This is a genomic window from Corynebacterium sp. MSK150 (genome assembly GCF_030229215.1).
Taxonomy (GTDB): Bacteria; Actinomycetota; Actinomycetes; order Mycobacteriales; family Mycobacteriaceae; genus Corynebacterium.
The window spans coordinates 87,763-103,339 of record NZ_JASPHM010000009.1 but is presented as its reverse complement, the minus strand read 5'-3'; the positions used below and the strand labels follow the sequence as shown (position 1 = coordinate 103,339).

The window sequence follows — 15,577 nt, the reverse complement described above, 5'->3', positions numbered from 1 at the left end:
ATTTTGGAAGCAGAACTCACCCCAAGCAATAATAGAAATCAAGGCAAATGCCTAGGAACAAAACTCGGGGCACTTCACATCGGCCCACGAGCGCCTATGGATCAGTCCGTTCTTGTAGGAGCCGTTGACGTCCTCAGCCAAAGCCTTGTCATAGGAGTCGCCCACCTTCCCAGTGGACGCTGCGATACCGTTCTCGGCAAAGCGCTTGTTGTAGACGATGCTCACATATTGTGAACCGTGGTCTGAATGGTGAATCAAGCCCGTTGTTTCCTTGGCGCACACGATTGCCTGGTTCAGTAAACGACGAAACGGCAGTGTTTGTTTTTAATGAAAGTAAGAGTGACAGTCCGTACGCTAGCCGTATTGTGCTTGCTACTGAGGACACTACAAATGTGGTAACTCGTGATATGAGACCGGTCGCGTTGAGGGCTTGTACTGATAAAACAGCTGTCTGGATAGAACGCGATGAAGATGATGGCAGCGGATTAACGCTTGTGCGTATGGGAGTTGACGGATTACTGTCTGAGTCTCGTCTCGACGGGCCTACTGGAATAGTCGCTTCAGAATTTTCTCTGTTCTTGGGTGTGGGAAAGAAAACTCCTATATTTCATTTCCTGACGAATTTAGTAGTGCGGATGTTTTTCAGTCGATGGTTTAAGCAAGAAACAAACCTTGAAACATGAAGGAAAACTCAAGGATCTACCGGAACCAGGTGTAAATAGTTCTTCTCGTTACGAAGAAGGAAGTGTGTTGTACTTTTCGGGTCGAAGAACGCTCCTGGAAGTCGATCTTGTGCATCAGGAAATTAGAGAAACTGAACCTCTTATTGGTGTAGACCGTCGCCCTGTATCTGCAACGAGCGACGGAGAGAATTTGCGTATTGTGACTCAGCCGCTCGACGGTTCCGAAGAGCTTCTCGTGCATTCATTTTCGTTTGAAAGTCCAGCTCCGGATGAGGACGGCACGCATATAGCAAAGCTTAGCCAGCTTATGCGCGGCGGTACTGCAAAAGATGCATATACGATTCCGATGTCTATTTACGCCTATTAGTTGCTATACGTAGTGCTAGTTCACGGGTTTAGTTCGGGCAAGGAAGTCGCACAAGCGACTTCCTTGCCCTGTGTCACTGTCACGTCCTGGTGTTCGCAGTCACGGCTAGCGATTGTCTGACACGAGAAAAACCGCCGAGGTTTCGGCGGCTTTTCTATGCTGACCATGCCCGACGAGCGCTTAAGCGCTCTAGGTTATGGTGCATTGTTACCTTGGGTCTTGACACGTGCTGGGGTTGGGTGCGCCCCAGGTGCAGCTCCTCTAACTTGAGGGAATATATTAAACGAGTAGTAACTACGCTCTTTTCATTGCGATGCGTTCATAGGAACGGCGCAGACGTTTAATGCACATCATTATGACAATGAGAAAGTGGATGCCTGCCGCCGCTGCGATGCCGGTGAGGGGGGATGCCCATGATCCTTGACTCATGCCATTCCAGGATCCCACGATGACAAGATAAACGGTAAGCGCGAGGCCCCATACAATAGCCCACAGAGTGTTGGACATGCACTCGTCAACCAGGTGATAATCGTTCTCTGTTAGGCGTTTATCCTGACTCAGCGACATTCGCAGTTGAAAAAGAAAAATCGACATCGAAAAAAGTAGCCCGGACACTATAGATACACCAGCAACCGCATCGCCCACGTCGCTGAGCTTTCCGCCCATTAGTCCCGTTCCGATACCTACGAGGCAGGGGACGCCTAGTTGAGCGGACCAGGCCAGCCAATCCGCTTTACCCGTTTGATCGTTATAGAGGGTGCGAAAGTGGTCAGCAGGGACGCGCCGCAGCGATGACTTACCCATCAGGCATCATCCTTCCTGGGGTTTGCTCCAGGCAGGGTCCCACGATTCCTGATGACGTTGGAGGAGACCGCCTATTCTCTCTGTGCAGCGGGCGATTAGCTCTTCATCGGTTAGGGGCGTGTCCCCTGCTTCGGACAACACCTCACGGATAGCGGGTCCTGTCTCGTTCCCCAATAAAAACTTTTTTGAGCGGTCGCCATATTCCATCGTGACGTACACCTCATGATCGGGATCGAGATCTGGTACGGAAACGACCTGACTGAGTACTTTTTTTATCTGACAGCTTCTTAAGCAAATGACGTGGGAAGTATTTTGAGCCCCGTACGGGTCGCGCTAGATGGGAAAGTCGCCCCACCTTAATGTCCGGGCCGTCAGCTATGTCGACGCTTCTACCAGTTATTCGAACCTCAATCTCCGCCAAATTAGCTAATTTGGTCCACGTTTCGGCCTCAGTTTCCCTAGCTGTTGTCATAGTTATGGCGTCTATGGACTCCGAGAAGTGGTGCTTGAACATGGCCAAGATGCGGCTTCCCCCCGAACCGCGTGAGGATTCTTCTGCTAGAAAGTAAGCGCGTTCGCCAATCTGGGGTACAAATAGCAGTGCGCGGTTTGATCCCACGGGCGCTTCATCATCGGTAATTATATGAACGATTTCCTTGGTATTCACGTCCCGCACCTCTCCGGGCTCACCGTAGGAACCGACACGAAGATCTACCAATAACACCCGCGCGGCAACCCGTTTGGCAGATTTGACCACCACAAACGTTTGATATTTACCGAAGGTCTGGTCTTCTTCGAGGATATCGTTCACCCAGTCGTGGAATATATTGAGAAGATCTTTTCCGTCGAGATCTGAGGGTGAGCGGGTTTCTCCGTTGTGAACCCGCTTTTGATGGAAAGTCATTTCTGTGACGGTTAGAACTCGTCGGCCCATCGCTACTCCTTTTTTAAAGTTCTATCAGTATCGCATATTTAACGGCCTAGAAGTGGGGGTAGGGCAGACAGGTTCCTCGACCGTATAGCCGCCTACACCGACGTGCACATATTGACGGCATTTTCCGGCAAGCTCACCGACGAAAACGGTCAGGAGCACAACGAGGCCAACATCAAACCACCCGAGGTGCGGGATGTGGAAACGTCGTTTAAAGACGCACACGGTCCGTACCGTGTGCTGATTGTCGCAGACAAGTTCCAGACCGGCTTCGACGAGCGCCGCCTGTGCGCCATGTATGTCGACAAGAAGCTTTCCGGCGTTGCCACCGTGCAGACCCTGTGGAGGCTTAACCGTATCTGCGACGGCAAAACTGACCCTATCGTTCTCGACTTCGTCAAAGACCCCGCCAAAGTGCTTGAGGACTTCCAGCTCTACTACAAGTCAGATTCCCTGCCGGACAACGTTGACCCATCCATCCTGTTTGAGGTCGCCGACGACCTCGACGCAGCTGGCATCTACACCGAGGCTGACATGGATGCGGTCGCCGAAATCTATTTCAAAACCAAAGACACCACAGGTCATGAAAACTTCCGTGACCGCCTCAAACACCCCATCGAGCGCTGGAACGACCAGATAAACGCCGCCCGCCGCGCCAAGCCGCAGGATAATGAGACGATCCAACGCCTCCTCGACTTCCGCGCCAAACTGCGCACCTACGTCAAAAGTTGGGAGTTTCTCTCCCAAATCGTCAACTTCGAGGACCCCTCCATGGTTAAACGTGCAGTGGTCGCCAAATACCTCTACCGCAACCTGCACGTCGACGAAAACGACGACGAAATCGTCGACATTGCCGGAGTGGACGTTATCGGCGCGCGCGTCGAGGCAGCCACCGACCCAATGAACCTCGGGCTGACCGACGGCGACGGCGAGCTGGCCGGGCTGGAGGTGCCCACCTTTGGTGGTGGCGGGGCGGCTAAACCCGGTTCGGAAATCCTCGCTGCGTTCGACGAAGCCAACCAGATTCTGGAGGCCGCTGGAATTCCCACCAACACGCCTGTGATGCGTTCATTCGTGCTCAACCTGTACGAAATGCTCCAGCAGGAAGAAAGTCTCCAGGAGATGGCGCGCGAAAACACCCGCGAGCAGCTGGAACAGGCCCCGGCACTGTCCGACGAGCTTTCATCAGCCCTGTTCACCCTCATGACGGCCAACGAGCAGTTGGGGGAGTTGTTTACCGGCGATATGGTTTCTATCGACAAGCTGCGCAAAGTGATGGCAACACTGCTTTTCCGCGCGGCCAACGACAACGCCCAGTAGCCCGCCCAAGCCCCTCCCGGCCGTTTACCCGTAGCACCGGCAGGGCAGGGGCGCAGTAACGCCAGGATGACGCATGAGCATTTACGACGACAGTGCCGCGGATGACGTGCCGGTGTGGGAGCCGCAGTCGCAGCCGATGACTCTCTCGGAGATTGCCGCCGAGGTGGGGCTGAGTCGAGACGACATGCATCAGTGGACGCGTGTGTATTCCGACTTTCCGAAGCCTTTGGGTTCGTCAGGGCATGATACAACCTTTGACCGAGCCGAAGTGTCCGCTTGGCTCCACAAAAATCGCCTCCACCAGTACGAATGTGCGAACCACAACGATTGGCAGACCGTGCGGGATATGGCGGAGGTCATCGGAATGCCACCGCACCGTCTTGCCACCCAGCTGCGGCGAGTGCCAGGCGCACCCACCCCGATGATTGGTTTCGATGACACCACCGGCCGCAGGCTACGCGTCTACAGTGCCAGGGAGGTATCCCGATGGATTGAGCAGCGATTCCCTGGCCGTTACAACACTCAACAGTTGTTCTACGAAGCTACAGCCAAGTGACCTCACTAAGCCCTAGGTGGGTTCCTGCGACGACATTTACTGTCGGGTGCATGGCTATGCTTCGGAGGCGAAAATCCCCACGGTGTGCAGGGGTACACAATGGTGCGTAGTCCGTCGGCACATTCATACTGCGAGTGTCACAATAAGCGCCACTATAGAGAAAATGAGCATTCCTAAACAGTTAATCCAGAATTCGGTGCCGATGAATCGAGCTTTTAAGTGAGCAAAGGCTGCGGCAAAGAAATATGCGACGATGCCTGCTAGTGCCGCAATTCCGATCCCGGGCAACCACAGTCCGATTATTAGACCGGAAATAGCGACGCATTTGATATAGATGAGCGCCCACCACCATTGGCGTGGGAATTTCACGCCGGTGAGGCATTTTTCAATGAAGTGCGCGGGGCGAATCGACAGTATGACATCACCGAAAAGAATGATGGCCAGGATGATGGAGGGCCAGGAGGGGGTTGTTTCGAGGTTCATAATTGGACTCCATATGCGTTTTCTAATCGATTGACGATGGTGCGTGCTTGTTCTTTGAGTTCTTGAGACGAATAGCGCCCGACTGCCCAACCGATAAGTAACCCGAGGTAGGCGTGGTACAAAACTCCCGCGAAGTTACGAGAATCTTTTTCGGTCAAAATGGACGATGCAAGTCGCCGAAGGATTTCTTCTGTCAGTAGGTGTTCCAAGCGTTTGAGCTCTTGACCTTGATCACCTAACTCGATAAGGGCAGATGCAAAGGAGCGGGAAAGATCGCTGTGTCCTGCAAACATATCCAAAAATGGGTCGATTACAGAAATCAGATCTCCTGGTGGCTGATTTCTGAGCTCGTCATGGATTTGGGCGATTCGGTAGCTCATGCAGTGAACCAGTAATGCGCGTTTTTCACCGACAGACATCACTGTGCCAACGCTTACTTCTGCTTTCTTCGCAATTGCTCTGATGCTGGTATCCGCATATCCCGTATTTTCGAAAAGCTCGCTTGCGGCGGTGAGAACTTTTAGGTGTGTTGCATTTTTTGAGAGCGTCCGTGAATTCTGATGAACGTGTTCAGTGAACATGTTCATCACGGTAGCAGTTTTGTTGCTGATCGGGAAGAGAACTTCAAAAGCGATGACTGACGAGGAAGTATCCGAGTATCTCCGTTTAGCGGAATCTGGAGCTGCCTTACTCGAATAGGGGTGAGGTGTTGATATCCCGGTTGTAGTATCAAAAATGGGTCTCTCAACCTGATGCCTTTTGGATGCGCGAAGACTGGTTTGGGGACAATCTATTGTGCTGATCGGTCGGATCATCCTGAAGTCTACTTCGTGAAGCCCCGGGAGCTTTCTGTGTTTGGATCGGGAGGGGTCAAGTTAGGCTGCCTTGAACCTTATTGTTGACTCGCCCAGAACAAGCAGTTGAACAAATTAGAGCACCGGAAGCAGAAAGCTTGAAAGAGTCTCCTATCTGCTGTTTTGGTTTTCCGGTTTTGGGGTGTGAGTAGAGGTGCTGGGCTCTCTTGGAGAGCGAAGTCGATGAGGTTCCAAAATGCTTTTCACTCGCCCCGTTTCGTGCAGGGGTGGAAGGTTGCCGGCCTGACTCAGGGGCTACTGACTTGTCGAATGTGTCGGTGCCAGGTGGTTGGGTTGCTGGATTAGGAGTTAGTAGATCCGCCGGATGGTTTAGTCCACCTGAGTGTGTATCGGTAGTAAAAACGTCGTTGAATGCGGCATCCGGGGAGAACAATTTTGGCTATGTCGCAAATTTCTTTCAGCGACTTTTGTGGTTTTGAAGTCTTCATACCGGGATAATATTCTTCACGATGGGCTTTACTCATCAAACGCACTGGGATGACGAGTGCTCCGGAGATGAACCAGTCGGCCGCAGTTTTGTTGGAGGCAATCCCTATCACGAATAGTTCTCCTCCGGGTGATAGGAGTTCTGCGAGCCGTTTGAGTGCCGGTTCGAGTGGGAGGTGGTGGAGTGTTGCCACCGCCGTGATGAGATCGAACTGCTGTCCTAGTAGTTCTGGGGCGTCGAAAACATCGCCGAGAATTACAGTTGCGTTTGGGACGGTGGCCAGAAGGGCCCTGGCCTGTTTGACTGCATGGGGGTCTGAGTCTATGCCTCTTACGTCATGGACTACCTCCGCGAATTTGCTGACTAGTAGTCCGTCTCCCGAACCAACGTCAAGGACTTTCGAATCCGGCCCCGGGGCAGCGGCGAGCAGTTCAGAATGGTAGGCCGTGTTGTGATTCCAGCGACTTGTCATGGCATGGTCAATTTTACCGAATTGGATGGAGCTGAATTGTCAGAATCCCGCAAGCTAACTATTGGGACAATCGTTCCATTACTAATTTGTAGTTCACTTGCCGCCGCAACAGACTCAGAGGAAGCGCAAGATAATGCGTCCTGCGTTGCGTTTCGTCTATTTCGGTATTTTTTAAGAGACTGAATTAAGAGTGGAAAGGAAATGGAAGAGTTTACGGTTGGGGCTAGAGCAGCGGCATGCAGAGCTTGCAGTGAATGCTGCTCGTCTGTGGTGTGACATGGTGCTTACAACTTACAGTTCTGAAACCGCACCTTGGCGTTCCGAGGAGCCGGAAGGATAAGGCTGTCAATCCAGTTGAGGAATGTCGACCGATAAACCTCTGGGAGATTTTATAAAACAAATGTGCTAATGCTCGTTTGGTCCTGCTGGGCGAGCTTTTTCATGTCCACAGCATGTTCCAGATAAGGGAAGCAAATGGTTTAGCGGTGATTCTGCGGCCTATTTTGCGGCCGATTGAAGCGCCTTAGTAGCGGAATTAATACTCGGGAGATTCCATATCCGCAGCTCGGGAGATACTTTTTGAAAAGCCATGCTGAGCTGCCATCGTGAACATCACACCACCAAGACCGGAGATGGAAAAACTTTTCCACTCCGGTTCTTTTTGTATGTCCTAGTCGCTATTCTTTTGCTTGGTGCGCAGCATATCCATGCTCATCACGGCACCGAGGATGGCGGCGTGCTGCTGCTCGTTGAGTCCCGGCGTGATGCGCAGGCGGTACGTGTTTTTGCCCATGAAGAAATTGCCCATGCCAGTCCATTCATTAGAGACGTCAGCAAGCAGGCGATCTTCTGAAGTGATGGAAAGGTTCCAATCCCAGAAGTCGCCGTGAATTTCGACGTCAGGAAAGCCCTCCATGGTCAAGTCCAATTTTGTCTTGAGCATGGAAAAGCGCTTGGTGATAACGGCCATGGGTTGCTCGATTCCCGGCAAGTGCACCTCGTAGGTATCCCGCAGAAAATTCGGCGGGTCCGAAATCGTCATGACCGTTTGGAGGGGATTGCCCTCGGCGTCCGTGAGTGCGACCTCTAGGCTGCGAGAGGATTTAAACACCATGTCTTTGAGACTGGTGGATTGCAGGATGGTGCCCACCGGGGTGCCATCTAGATCGGTGATCATGAACTGATCGTTGAGGAAGGACTTGGTCTGGGTAATTACGAGCTCATCTAGCGTGAATAAATTTTGCGTCATGCCAGCCACTGTAGGGAAGCTGGCGGATTTATTCCTCCTCCCTAGGGGTGGTTTTCTGCTGGCGCATGAGCTCTTGGGCCTCTTCATATGCCCGGGCGCGGTGGGCAGTCATGGTTTGGGCGAAGGTCTGTACCCAGTTCTTGTTCTTCTGCGCCAGCGGGCCGGAGGGCTCGGTGGTGGTCCAGGTACCATCTTCAAATAGCCAGATGATGTCGCGCGTGTGTGGATCCATGACATAAAAGACGCGGTCATCGGTCTTTATGTTGTGGTGGTGCTGGCATAAGCAGGCGAGGTTTGCCGGGGCGGTCGGCCCGCCGTCCGCGTGGTTGATGCGGTGGTCCTTCTGGCAGGCAGATGCTGGGCGGTTGCAGCCGGGGTAGCGGCAGGTGCCGTCGACGCCTTCCAGGTATGCGGCCATGGCGGCGGGAGTGACGTAGCCCTTGACCTCGTGGTTAGGATCCATCTCCCGGATTTTGGTGTAGGGCAGCGCATTGGAGCGCGCCGGGTCGAGCCAGCCTACGGATTCGATAAACGCCGGGGAATTGGGCACGTCGGTGGCCTTGTAGGCGTTGAGGATGATCTCGGGGGCTTGGGTGCGGCCGGTGAGGAGCGCAACGGCGGCGTCGGCAAGCGAGCAACCTAGCTCCAGCGCGGTCTGCCGGACGCACTTATCGACGCTCGCGATAACCGCCGGGTCCGCACTCAAAGTCACCGCCGAGGTGTTATCGCCCCAGTTTTCCATGGTGTAGCGCGGCTGGGTAGGGCCTTGGGTGACGGCCAGCGTGTCATCGGCGAGGTTGATGAGCTCGTTGAGCTTGCGCTTGATCTGCGCCTGCGTGCGCATGGCCTGGTTCGGCCGGGTAGGGGTGAGGTAGGCGGTGAGCTGCTCATCGATGCGCGCCACCACCTCCGGTGTGGGGTTTCCCAAGCGGTTGAGGGACTTATTAATGGCAATAATGCGGTCGAGGTCCAAATGGTAGAGGCGGTGCTGCAGCGCCTGGAGCTCGGGCAGCTCCTCCAGACGGTGCAGCGCCATGAGGATATGGCCGATCCGGCCTTCATTAACGCCGGTGGTGCGGTAGAGGGATTGGGTAACTAATTCGAAATCAGAATCGAGATCCGGGATTTGGCTCACCCAGAACTCGTACTCCGCCTTTCGCATCTCAAAGGCTAAGCGTGTGGTGGGGTCGGTGGTGTTGGTCGTGGAAAAGTAGGGTTCTTCCATGGCGCATCGTACCTAAATAATCGTGTGAACTTGTGTACGATTCACACCTTATAACACCCCTCGGACACGAGCCCCTTCCTTCGTATTTACACAGCTCAAGAGCTATATTCTGGATCCTTGGTGGATAGAGTAGTTTCGCTTTTTTGTGCCGCATTTTTCTTCTCTTGCTTGCGTATGAAACGCAGGCCCCAGATAATCAGTGTCCACGTAATGAGAGCGGTAAGGAGAATGGTCACCGGCCAATCACCCGTAATGATCAGCGAGGCATTGAACAGGGTATGCAGGGCGATAGCGGCCAGCCAGAATCCGGCCACCTGCCAGTATCCGTGGCGTGCCCCCGCGTAGAGCTTGCCGACGCCCCACGCCGCAACCCCCGTATACAGTGCATGGCTAAAGGCACCAGTGAGGATTCGCCCGGTACCGGTAATAATGGCGCCCCAGAGATCGCCATCCAGGTTAGTGATGGTTGCGCGCAGGAGGAATGGAATATTCTCCATGGCGTCAAAACCAAGGCCTACCGCCATTCCGATCGCGGCGGCTTGGTAAGGGTGCCGCACGTTCCCAAAGGCTGCAATAATAATGACAACGCCGAGGAGCTTGATGGTTTCTTCCGGAAGCGGCGAGTATAAGGCTGCGTCGAGGTGGGTGAGCCCCAGCTTGTTTGAGATCCCCACCATTTGGTTGTTGAGGCTAAACACCACCGGCTGGGCGAGCGCACCCCATAGGATGCCCTGCCACATCGGCCGCGGCTTAAACCACCAGAATCCCAGTCCAAGCGTCAGGCCAGCGCAGATGAGCGCACCGATGAGCCCAACCTCGGTAAACCGGCGATCGGCCAAGAAGAAGCCGGCGACTACAAGGCCGAAAGCGATAGATAGCCAGTACAGATTCTTCATGCCTTTTCTACCTCCTGGGCAAGTTCTGCAGCGCGCGGTCCGCGCAGGGAGAGGAACGTGGTGGGGCCATCGCCCTCGATGCTGATGGCTACGAGGTCGCCATCGCTAAGCGTGCGCTTATCCCCGTCACGGTCGATGTCTCCTTCCGGCATGGCCGTACCTTCACCCATTGCCCGGAGGTAGCGTCGGGTGGCTTGGTCTTTGTCCTGTACGCCGACTTCTTTAGCGCGGATCTGGGTGCCGTCACAGTCCCAGCGTGGTTCACTGCTGGTGGAGCCATTTTCTTCCGTGCAGGATAATCCGGGGATGCGGGCCTGGCCGGCCTGCACTTCAGACGTAGGGTTGTCATAAAGGTTTGGCAGGAGCGCATTGGTGCCGTAGATGGCGCCGAATACTACGCCCGCCGCGAGGATGAGTGGTGTGTTTTTCATGCCTTCAACGCTAGGTACGCCCTGTTCAGCACGGTATCCTCCGTGGGGAGGAATAGGCCGACCACAGGGAGGATTTCTCCTCCATAAGCAATATCAAGCCCTGTGATAGGTTGGGTGCGTGTTTGAGGAGCTAGCGGAAGAAGCAGAAGCAAAGGACGAGCCCACCCGTGTGTGGTGGCAGTGGTGGGCACCTATTGCCATGGCCGCGGTCTTTGTTGGCCTTCCGCCCGCGGTCTATCACCTAGTCTCCGGCGTAGTTCTGCTCATCCTCATGGCCGTGCTGACGGTGGTCATTGCTCTTGCCGACGGCGCCACTTTCCGCGCCTCCTGGACCATTTTCTGTGTGGCAGGGTTGGCCTATTTTGCCGCCATGCTCCTGTATTTCAATGAGGGAACCTGGATTTACCTCCCAATGTTTGTTTTCTTGGCATGGGCAGCGAGCAAGTTGGGTGCTGGGGTGGGCTCTAAGGCAGGGAAGAGCTAATGGAGACGTGGCGCCTAGAGCACCCCGAAGTGGGCACCATCGAGGTGCAGCGCGGGTACGATGCCGAGTTCGCAGAGATGGGCGAGTGGCCGAAGAAGGCCAAGGATTTCACCCCGGTTCCAGGCGATGCTTCGCTGCCGGAGCGCCTTCGGCTTTGGCAGAAAAACCCCAGCCCACGCCTGCAAATTGTGGTGAATGGTCAGGTACGCAGCCGCCACGATCGGCCCCGCGCAGGGCGCTATTCGCTCAAGAAGAAGATTGAAGAAGACCTCACTCTGCTTGAGAACTCCGCCCCGCGCAGTAAACCTTATCTGGATATTCAGGCATCACCCTTTGGCGAGCTCCTGGATGTGTACTACCGCAATGGCGAGGAGGCAGTCGCCCTCGATCCGCCGGCAGGCTCACTGGGAGAGAATCGCCGCCACGCCATGGAGGAAAGCTCTTTCAAGCGGGTGCTGTATCCGCTTCTGGGCGGGCTGGGCAAGTCCGGCTGGGCCATTGGCGTGATCGTGCTCGGTCCGATTATCAGCCGCATCTTGTCCCGGTTGCTGCCGGATTGGGAGCTGCCAGAGATTAACCTGCCGGATATCGCGCTCCCGGTACCGGAGTTTCCGCAGATAGAGCTGCCGGTGCCGAATTTCGACTTCAACATCGACATCGATCCGCCCGACTGGCTCGTATTCCTCATGGATTACAGCAAGGTGTGGGTACCGCTCATCATCGCCATCGTGGTGGGCATTCAGGCTGTGCGCAATGCCAAGAAATCAGAGGAAAAGAAGCACCAGTGGCAACAGGATGGCGCGTATGCTGACGGCCATGAAGATTCACGGCGCGATTGATGCGGAGGGCCGGTGCAAGCACTGGCATTCGCCGCTGGATGTGGTGGCCAATAAATGCGCCACCTGCCGCGAGTATTTTGCCTGCGCGCTGTGCCATGCCGAGCTCACGGAGCATGAGTTTGGGCCCATGCTTGTCGACGCCCCCTCGGTACTCTGCGGCGCCTGCCGCACCGAAATGAACTATCATGCCTATTCCGCCGCGCCTGCGTGTCCCCACTGTGGGCATAAATTTAATCCCGGCTGCAGTGCGCATGCCGGAATCTATTTTCAGCTAGACCGCTAAGCGGTCCGGCCACGCCAGCGTCTTAGAAGGAAGACAGCTGCTGCAGCTGCTGGATCTGTGGGATCTGTGGCAGTTGGAACTGGGATACGGCGTTCTGGGCAATCTTGGCCGCGTCCGGGATGCGGAAGGTCTGGCCCAGGAAGGGGACATCGACAGTCGGCTGGCCAGGGATGGTGCCCAGCTCGATGACCTTGGCGTTCTTGGCTGGTGCCGGGGCAGGGGCCGGAGCTGGCTTTGGTGCGGGAGCATTGCCGCGCTGGCCGCCGGTGTTGACCGGCTTGCCCTGGCCGGTGGTGCCGTTCAGGCCGCAGCGGGCAATGGCTTCGTCCATGCGGCCGATGGCGCCGCGGACCTCGTTGCCGCGTGGGTGCACGGTGGCAACGGCAAGGGCCTGGGACTTCTTCTGGTTGTAGTCAGCGGAGTTGGTCCAGTATTGCTGTGCCTGGGAGCAGGAAATCTGACCGGCAGGCATCTTGTCGAGGAGATTATCAACGGCGTCGGCATGGGCAGCGGCAGGGGCGGCGAGGGTTACGGTCAGGGCGGTAGCTGCAGATAGCAGCGCGGACTTACGTGCAAAGCTCATGCCAGACATCTTGCCACACTTGTTACGCCTGTGACAGGCCGAGGAAGCGATTGACCAGGCTGCGGTAGGCGCGGACGGTGAGCTCGAGGTCCTCCAAGTAGAGGTGCTCGTCGTGGCTGTGCAGCTGCGAATTGGCACTGGCCATATCGCGGCCCTCGGCGTGCATGGCAAAGCCATAGGCATTGCCGCCCTTGCGGCGAGCGAAGCGCAGGTCCGAGCCGCCGGTGGCGTGAACTGGGACAACGTCCTTGTCGGGGAAGAATTCCTTGGAGGTGGCCTCAATGGCGCGCCATAGTTCGGTATCGGTGGAGGATTGCGTGGCATCTTCGGTAATGAGGTGCTCAATTTCTACCTCATCGGCCATATCCCCGAGCGCGCTGCGCAGGAAGTCATCCAGATCCTCTTGGGTTTGGCCGGGGAAGGGGCGCACATCCATTTCCAGGTAGGCATGCGAAGGCAGCACGTTGATAGCGCCGCCCGCGCGCAGGACGGTCTCGGCGATGGTGGTGTGGCTAAAGGCGTGGGCGTAGGCGTCGAGGTTGCCGAACTTGGAGTAGTCGCCCGTGCCGTCGATAAGCTCCTGCTCCGTCTGGGGATCAAACTTGAAGGTGCGCACGAAGCCCTCCCAGATCTCATTGGAGGCCGTGGGCGGCTCGGCGGTGGCGATGCGGCGGGCGACCTCGCCGATCTTCACGATGGCAAAGTCCTTGCCATAAGGCGTGGAGCCATGGCCGGCATCGCCGTGCACGTGCAGGCGGCGCTGGCCCGCGCCCTTTTCTCCCACGTTGAAGCCCACCGCGCCGGGCAGGTGGCTGCCGCCGGTTTCAGACAGGCAGTTCTTCCAGGAAAAGGCGTCGGGGTGGTTCTCGGACATAAAGCGCACGCCGAGGCCACCGCGGGCCTCCTCATCGGCCATGCCGACGAAGGCGAGGGTGCCGCCCGTGTTACCGGCGCGGGCGACCTCGCGCGTGACGGCGGCCATGGTGGCAGTAATAAAGAGCATGTCTACGGAACCGCGGCCGTAGAGCTTGCCGTCCTCGATGAGGGCCTCGAAAGGCGGCTTGGTCCACTTCGGCTCATCTACGGGGACGACGTCCGTGTGGCCCATGAGGGTGAGCGGTTCCTTGTCCGGATCGCCGGGGACGGTCACCACGATGGAGACGCGGCCCGGGTGAGACTCGAAGCGCTCAACCTGCACGTCTTCGCCCGCGAAGAATTTCTCCAGGCTATCCGCATTGCGCACCTCATGGCCGGAATCCGGGGTGAGGTCATTAACGCAGGCATTGCGGATAAGCTCTTGGAGGAGGGAGAGGGTGTCATCATAAAGCGTCATGCTCCCGAGGGTAGTTCCGTGCAGATTTATATGTGGTTTTAACCAAAGTTGAACGCCGTTCAAGTAGGGTTTACCACCATGAGCATCGTTGATATCGCCCGTGAGAAAGCCCTGGAGCAAGGCAAAGGCCTCAACCAGGAAGAGCTACTGCAGGTATTGCAGGTTCCGGATTCCCAGTTGGAGGAGATCGCCGATATTGCCCACCAGACCCGCCTGAAGTGGTGTGGCCCAGACGTATCGGTGGAAGGCATTATCTCCATTAAGACCGGCGGCTGCCCAGAGGATTGCCACTTCTGTTCCCAGTCCGGCCTTTTTGAGTCCCCGGTGCGCGCCGTGCGCCTGAATATCCCGGAGCTGGTGGAGGCGGCGCAAAAGACCGCTAAGTCCGGCGCCACCGAGTTCTGCATCGTCGCTGCGGTCAAGTCCCCGGATGATCGCTTGCTGGACCAGGTGGGCGAGGCGATTGCCGCGATTAATGACGCCGTCGATATTGAGATTTCTTGCTCGCTGGGCACCCTGACCCGCGAGCAGGCGCAGCGCCTGAAGGATATGGGCGCGCAGCGCTATAACCACAACCTGGAGACCTCCCGTTCCTTCTTCCCTAATGTGGTCACCACCCACACCTGGGAGGAGCGCAAGCAGACCCTCGACTACGTGCGCGAGGTAGGCATGGAGGTCTGCTGCGGCGGCATCATCGGCATGGGCGAGTCCCTAGAGCAGCGCGCCGAGTTTGCTGCGCAGCTGGCAGAGATTGACCCGTGCGAGGTGCCGATGAACTTCCTTGACCCGCGTCCGGGCACCCCATTCGCGGATCGCCCGCTGGTTCCCTTGGGTGAGGGCCTGCGCGCCGTGGCGGCGTTCCGCCTGGCCATGCCGTCTACCACCTTGCGCTTTGCTGGTGGCCGCGAGCTTTCGCTTGGCGACGACGGCACTGAGCGCGGCCTGCTCGGTGGCATCAACGCCATTATCGCCGGCAACTACCTGACCACCCTGGGCCAGCAGATTGAAAAGGATGTGGACATGTTGCACCGCATCGATCTGCCGATTAAGGCCCTGTAGTGCCGGGTTTATCCGAGCCCTCATCCGAATTGGCCGCTGCCGTTCTCTCCGGGGACGAGCCGATTTTCCATCCGAATACCGGCAAGCCGATCGAAGAGGTCTTCACGCTGCACCCCGCGGCCGCAGCCGGCCTCGACGTGCCTCGCTATTGCCAGATCTGTGGCCGCCGCATGGTGGCCCAGGTGCGCCCCGATGGCTGGCACACTAAGTGCTCGCGCCACGGGGAGCTGGATTCGGACTGGCTTTATGTAGAGCACCTGCCCGAAAGCTAGCATCG

20 protein-coding genes and 1 pseudogene are annotated in these 15,577 nt (G+C 56.5%); 9 read left to right on the top strand and 12 right to left on the bottom strand.

Annotation, left to right across the window (positions count from 1 at the left end):
- Positions 1-84: 84 nt before the first annotated feature.
- A pseudogene (locus QP941_RS07395) lies at positions 85-261 on the bottom strand (IS3 family transposase); the annotation flags it as partial.
- Here QP941_RS07395 and QP941_RS07390 point away from each other — a divergent pair.
- Positions 231-683: a hypothetical protein gene (locus tag QP941_RS07390; protein WP_284868556.1), complete on the top strand. Its 453-nt coding sequence runs from the start codon at positions 231-233 to the stop codon at positions 681-683. The pseudogene QP941_RS07395 and the gene QP941_RS07390 overlap by 31 nt on opposite strands.
- The gene (locus tag QP941_RS07385) at positions 673-1,050 is read left to right on the top strand and encodes a hypothetical protein (protein ID WP_284868551.1); all 378 of its coding nucleotides are present in this window, start codon (positions 673-675) and stop codon (positions 1,048-1,050) included. The genes QP941_RS07390 and QP941_RS07385 overlap by 11 nt, the downstream gene beginning before the upstream one ends.
- 294 nt (positions 1,051-1,344) lie before the next feature.
- On the opposite strand, the gene QP941_RS07380 is transcribed toward QP941_RS07385, so the two are convergent.
- Together QP941_RS07380 and QP941_RS07375 are read right to left on the bottom strand one after the other, a co-directional pair.
- Complete coding sequence (locus QP941_RS07380; protein WP_284868550.1) at positions 1,345-1,854, bottom strand: hypothetical protein; 510 nt, start codon at positions 1,852-1,854, stop codon at positions 1,345-1,347.
- Positions 1,855-2,074: 220 nt separating this feature from the next.
- Entirely contained in the window at positions 2,075-2,758 is a 684-nt protein-coding gene (locus tag QP941_RS07375; protein ID WP_284868549.1) for a hypothetical protein, read from the bottom strand.
- Positions 2,759-2,899: 141 nt separating this feature from the next.
- Here QP941_RS07375 and QP941_RS07370 point away from each other — a divergent pair, with 141 nt between their 5' ends.
- Together QP941_RS07370 and QP941_RS07365 are read left to right on the top strand one after the other, a co-directional pair.
- The gene (locus QP941_RS07370; RefSeq protein ID WP_284868548.1) at positions 2,900-4,105 is read left to right on the top strand and encodes a type I restriction enzyme subunit R domain-containing protein; all 1,206 of its coding nucleotides are present in this window, start codon (positions 2,900-2,902) and stop codon (positions 4,103-4,105) included.
- A 73-nt stretch (positions 4,106-4,178) separates the two neighbouring features.
- Positions 4,179-4,661: a hypothetical protein gene (locus QP941_RS07365; protein WP_284868547.1), complete on the top strand. Its 483-nt coding sequence runs from the start codon at positions 4,179-4,181 to the stop codon at positions 4,659-4,661.
- Positions 4,662-4,784: 123 nt separating this feature from the next.
- Here QP941_RS07365 and QP941_RS07360 read toward each other — a convergent pair whose 3' ends face one another.
- From QP941_RS07360 to QP941_RS07330, 7 genes are all read right to left on the bottom strand, one after another.
- Positions 4,785-5,144: a DoxX family protein gene (locus QP941_RS07360; protein ID WP_284868546.1), complete on the bottom strand. Its 360-nt coding sequence runs from the start codon at positions 5,142-5,144 to the stop codon at positions 4,785-4,787.
- Complete coding sequence (locus QP941_RS07355) at positions 5,141-5,725, bottom strand: TetR/AcrR family transcriptional regulator (protein WP_284868545.1); 585 nt, start codon at positions 5,723-5,725, stop codon at positions 5,141-5,143. The genes QP941_RS07360 and QP941_RS07355 overlap by 4 nt, the downstream gene beginning before the upstream one ends.
- A gap of 575 nt (positions 5,726-6,300) precedes the next feature.
- Entirely contained in the window at positions 6,301-6,918 is a 618-nt protein-coding gene (locus tag QP941_RS07350) for a class I SAM-dependent methyltransferase (protein WP_284868544.1), read from the bottom strand.
- 670 nt (positions 6,919-7,588) lie between these two features.
- Entirely contained in the window at positions 7,589-8,167 is a 579-nt protein-coding gene (locus QP941_RS07345; RefSeq protein WP_284868543.1) for an LURP-one-related/scramblase family protein, read from the bottom strand.
- 28 nt (positions 8,168-8,195) lie between these two features.
- The gene (locus tag QP941_RS07340; RefSeq protein ID WP_284868542.1) at positions 8,196-9,392 is read right to left on the bottom strand and encodes an HNH endonuclease signature motif containing protein; all 1,197 of its coding nucleotides are present in this window, start codon (positions 9,390-9,392) and stop codon (positions 8,196-8,198) included.
- A 95-nt stretch (positions 9,393-9,487) separates the two neighbouring features.
- A complete protein-coding gene (locus QP941_RS07335; RefSeq protein ID WP_284868541.1) occupies positions 9,488-10,288 on the bottom strand; it encodes a PrsW family intramembrane metalloprotease in 801 nt (266 codons plus the stop codon).
- Entirely contained in the window at positions 10,285-10,719 is a 435-nt protein-coding gene (locus tag QP941_RS07330; RefSeq protein WP_284868540.1) for a hypothetical protein, read from the bottom strand. Before QP941_RS07330 ends, QP941_RS07335 begins: the two co-directional genes overlap by 4 nt.
- A 118-nt stretch (positions 10,720-10,837) precedes the next feature.
- Here QP941_RS07330 and QP941_RS07325 point away from each other — a divergent pair, with 118 nt between their 5' ends.
- The 3 genes from QP941_RS07325 to QP941_RS07315 are packed head-to-tail and all read left to right on the top strand — an operon-like array spanning position 10,838 to position 12,325.
- A complete protein-coding gene (locus QP941_RS07325; RefSeq protein WP_284868539.1) occupies positions 10,838-11,203 on the top strand; it encodes a heme transporter in 366 nt (121 codons plus the stop codon).
- Positions 11,203-12,042: a hypothetical protein gene (locus tag QP941_RS07320; protein ID WP_284868537.1), complete on the top strand. Its 840-nt coding sequence runs from the start codon at positions 11,203-11,205 to the stop codon at positions 12,040-12,042. The genes QP941_RS07325 and QP941_RS07320 overlap by 1 nt, the downstream gene beginning before the upstream one ends.
- Entirely contained in the window at positions 12,020-12,325 is a 306-nt protein-coding gene (locus QP941_RS07315) for a CHY zinc finger protein (protein WP_250409468.1), read from the top strand. Before QP941_RS07320 ends, QP941_RS07315 begins: the two co-directional genes overlap by 23 nt.
- A 22-nt stretch (positions 12,326-12,347) precedes the next feature.
- On the opposite strand, the gene QP941_RS07310 is transcribed toward QP941_RS07315, so the two are convergent.
- Together QP941_RS07310 and QP941_RS07305 are read right to left on the bottom strand one after the other, a co-directional pair.
- The gene (locus QP941_RS07310) at positions 12,348-12,908 is read right to left on the bottom strand and encodes a hypothetical protein (RefSeq protein ID WP_239279309.1); all 561 of its coding nucleotides are present in this window, start codon (positions 12,906-12,908) and stop codon (positions 12,348-12,350) included.
- Between the two features lie 22 nt (positions 12,909-12,930).
- Positions 12,931-14,241: a M20/M25/M40 family metallo-hydrolase gene (locus QP941_RS07305; RefSeq protein ID WP_284868535.1), complete on the bottom strand. Its 1,311-nt coding sequence runs from the start codon at positions 14,239-14,241 to the stop codon at positions 12,931-12,933.
- 78 nt (positions 14,242-14,319) lie between these two features.
- Here QP941_RS07305 and bioB point away from each other — a divergent pair, with 78 nt between their 5' ends.
- Together bioB and bsaP are read left to right on the top strand one after the other, a co-directional pair.
- Positions 14,320-15,300 carry a biotin synthase BioB gene (bioB, locus tag QP941_RS07300; protein ID WP_005326317.1) on the top strand — a complete coding sequence of 327 codons (981 nt, stop codon included), beginning with the start codon at positions 14,320-14,322 and terminating at the stop codon, positions 15,298-15,300.
- Positions 15,300-15,572 carry a biotin synthase auxiliary protein BsaP gene (gene bsaP, locus QP941_RS07295; protein ID WP_284769376.1) on the top strand — a complete coding sequence of 91 codons (273 nt, stop codon included), beginning with the start codon at positions 15,300-15,302 and terminating at the stop codon, positions 15,570-15,572. Before bioB ends, bsaP begins: the two co-directional genes overlap by 1 nt.
- Positions 15,573-15,577: the final 5 nt, after the last annotated feature.